At 70.6% G+C, this 3,261-nt stretch carries 4 protein-coding genes; all 4 read left to right on the plus strand.

Features of this window, described 5'->3' with window-relative positions:
- Positions 1 to 649 (plus strand): ABC transporter permease (locus ACQKIP_RS43495; protein ID WP_427745548.1); only part of this gene is annotated, 649 nt, incomplete at its 5' end.
- Positions 649 to 1,878, plus strand: coding sequence for a substrate-binding domain-containing protein (locus tag ACQKIP_RS43500; RefSeq protein WP_365859581.1), 1,230 nt, complete (start codon positions 649 to 651; stop codon positions 1,876 to 1,878). The genes ACQKIP_RS43495 and ACQKIP_RS43500, both read left to right, overlap by 1 nt.
- Positions 1,875 to 2,747, plus strand: a complete 873-nt coding sequence (locus tag ACQKIP_RS43505) for a sugar phosphate isomerase/epimerase family protein (RefSeq protein ID WP_365859579.1) — start codon at positions 1,875 to 1,877, stop codon at positions 2,745 to 2,747. Before ACQKIP_RS43500 ends, ACQKIP_RS43505 begins: the two co-directional genes overlap by 4 nt.
- 85 nt (positions 2,748 to 2,832) lie before the next feature.
- The coding region (locus ACQKIP_RS43510) for a ThuA domain-containing protein (RefSeq protein WP_427745549.1) at positions 2,833 to 3,261 on the plus strand (429 nt) is incomplete at its 3' end.

A 3,261-nucleotide genomic window follows, 5' to 3' on the forward strand; every position in this document is an offset into this window, starting at 1 on the left:
AATAACCACACTCAAGAGAGTGCCCTCCTTCATCACCACGCTCGGCATGATGCTGATCCTGGAGGGCGCCGTCTTCTTCTGGACGGGCGGCTCCCCGCACGGACAGCTCTCCGAAGGCTTCCGCCAGATGGGGCGCGGGACCGCCATGGGCTGGCTGCCCTGGGCTGTGCTCGCCTGCCTGGCCGCGGGCTGCGTCGCCGTCCTGCTGATGCGCTCCGACTTCGGCCGTACGCTGATCGCGACCGGCGACAGCGAACGCGCCGCCGCCCTCGCGGGAGTACGCGTGCACCGCGCCCGGGTCATCGCCTTCGTCCTGTCCGGCGCCGCGGCGGCACTCGCCGCGGTCCTCGTCGGCGGCTTCTCCGGGGTCTCCGCGCAGGCGGGCCGCGGCTACGAATTCGAGGCGATCACCGCCGTGGTCCTGGGCGGAGTCGTGCTCGGCGGCGGCCGGGGCAGCGTCGTCGCCGCGATGGCGGGCGCCTTCTCGCTCCAGGCCCTGTTCACGCTGCTCAACCTCCAGGGCGTATCGGGCGCCCTGGAGTCCACCGTCCAGGGCGTCATCGTCATCGCCGCGGTCGGGCTCGGGGCCGCCGACTGGTCCCGGCTGCGCCGCCGTCGTACCCACTCCTCGGGAGGCAGACCCTCGTGATGCACAGCCCCGTGAACCACCTCACCCGCAGACGCGCCCTTGTACCCGCCGCCGCTCTCCTCGCCGGCGCCCTGCTCGCCTCCTGCTCCAGCGACACACCGCCCGACTCGCCCGCGGGGGCCTCGCAGTCCGCCGCCTCCGACGAGGGCGGCGACAAGCACTCCAAGTTCTTCGAACAAGCCGAGTACGAGCGCCAGTTGAAGCTCGGCAAGGAGACCCCGCAGGGCCCGGAGGCCAAACCCTGGGAGCAGATGCTCGAACCGGAGATGACCGACACGGCCCGGTACAAGAAGAAGGGCCCGGGCGGCACCCACCTCTGCTTCTCCAACGCCGGAGTCTTCAACCCCTGGCGCCAGGTCGGCCTGAAGAACATGAAGGCCGAGGTGAAGCTGCACAAGGAGATCAGTGACTTCACCGTCCTGGACGCCCAGGGCAAGGACGACAAGCAGATCTCCGACATCCAGGAGCTCGCGGGCAACAAGGACTGCGACGCGCTGATCGTCTCGCCGAACACCACCGCCACCCTCACCCCCGCGGTGAAGGAGGCCTGCGGCAAGCTCCCCGTGATCGTCTTCGACCGGGGTGTGGAGAGCGACTGCGCGGTCACCTTCGTCAACCCCATCGGCGGCTACGGCTACGGCGCGGTCGCCGCCGACTTCCTCGTCGACACGGTCAAGCCCAAGGGCAAGATCCTCGCCCTGCGCATCTCGCCCGGCGTGGACGTCCTGGAGACCCGCTGGTCGGCGGCGAAGCTTGCCTTCGACAAGAGCGAACTCGACGTCGTGGACGCCAAGTTCACCGACGGCGACCCCGCCAAGACGAAGTCGATCGTCGCCGACGCGATCTCCCGGCACGGCTCGATCGACGGCGTCTGGATGGACTCCGGCGCCACGGCCGTCGCCGCCGTCGAGGCGTTCGAGGACGCGGGCGTCGACGTACCGCCGATCACCGGCGAGGACCAGCAGGACTTCCTCCAGGCGTGGAAGGACAAGAAGCTCACCGCGATCGCGCCGACCTACCCGACCTTCCAGTGGCGCACCCCCGTCATCGCCGCCCTGCGCATCCTGGACGGCAAGGAGGTCCCCAAGGAGTGGAAGCTGCCGCAGCCCACGGTGACGCAGGCCAACCTCGACGAGTACCTCCAGGAGGGCATGCCGCCGCTGCACTACGCGATGTGCGGCTGCCAGAAGATGCCGGGCTTCCCGGGCGACTGGGGAGGCAAGAAGTGACGTACACCGCCTGGCAGTTGGGCGCGAACCCGTGGATCTGGCACTCGCCGGTCACCACCGGGGTGCTCGGCGAGACGCTGCCGCGCCTGGCGGGCTGGGGCTTCGACGGCGTGGAGCTGCCCCTGGAGCAGCCCGACGACTGGGAGCCCGCAGCGGCGGTCAAAGTCCTCGACGCCACGGGCCTGACACCCGCGGCCGTCGTCGCCGTCATGGCCGACGGTCGCAACCTGGTCCGCGCCGACCAGGGCACCCTGCGCGCCACGCAGGACTACCTCCGCCGGTGCGTCGACGCGGCCCACGCCATCGGCGCCCCGGTGGTCGCCGGTCCCGTGTACGCGGCGGTCGGCCGGACCTGGCGGATGGACCCGGCCGCGCGGGCGGCGGCGTACGAGGAGTGGCGCGAGCACATCGCCCCGGTCGTCGAGTACGCCTCGCGCGCCGGCGTCCGTATCGCCGTCGAGCCCCTCAACCGCTACGAGACGAGCCTGTTCAACACCGTCGCCCAGACCCTCGACGGCCTCACGGGCCTGCCTGCGGAGTCGATCGGCATCGCCCTGGACACCTATCACCAGAACATCGAGGAGCGCTCCCTGCCGGAGGCGGTCCGCACGGCTGCGGGCCGCATCGTCCACGTCCAGGTGTGCGCCAACGACCGCGGCGCCCCCGGCGCCGACCATCTCGACTGGCCGGGCTTCCTGCGCGCCCTGGGCGAATCCGGCTACCGGGGGCCGCTGTGCATCGAGTCGTTCACGGCCCACAACGACGCCATCGCGGTCGCCGCCTCCGTCTGGCGGTCCCTCGCCCCCACCCAGGACGCCCTTGCCACCGACGGGCTCGGCTTCCTGCGCCGGACCCTGGCCGCCCTCTGACGCCCGACCCGACCCGCACCACCACCCATGACATCCGGCAATCCCGCACGTCCGTCCGTCCTTCCCACCCAGAGAGGACCAGCCCATGGGCTGTCATGAACGTGACACCAGAGTGCGTGACGCGAGACTGCGCGACGCGAGAGGCGTACGAAGAGCCGCGCTCGCCCTGCTGACGGCGTTACTGCTCGCGGTCGGGTTCCTGCCCGCCACCTCCAGCGCCGCCGACAAGGCGCCCGCCTTCCGCGCGCTGCTGTTCACCAAGGCCGTCGGCTACGTCCACGACTCCATCCCGGCCGGCGTGCAGATGGTCAAGGAACAGGCCGCGGCGAACAACTTCGAGGTCGTCGAGACGGCCGACGCGACCGTCTTCGACGACGCGAAGCTCAAGGACTTCGACGTCATCATCATGCTGCAGAACTCCGGCATGGTCTGGGACACCGAAGCCCAGCGCGACGCCATGAAGGCGTACGTGAAGAGCGGCAAGGGCGTCGTCGCCCTGCACAACACCCTGGAC

The organism is Streptomyces sp. NPDC059900 (genome assembly GCF_050270335.1).
Lineage (GTDB): Bacteria > Actinomycetota > Actinomycetes > Streptomycetales > Streptomycetaceae > Streptomyces.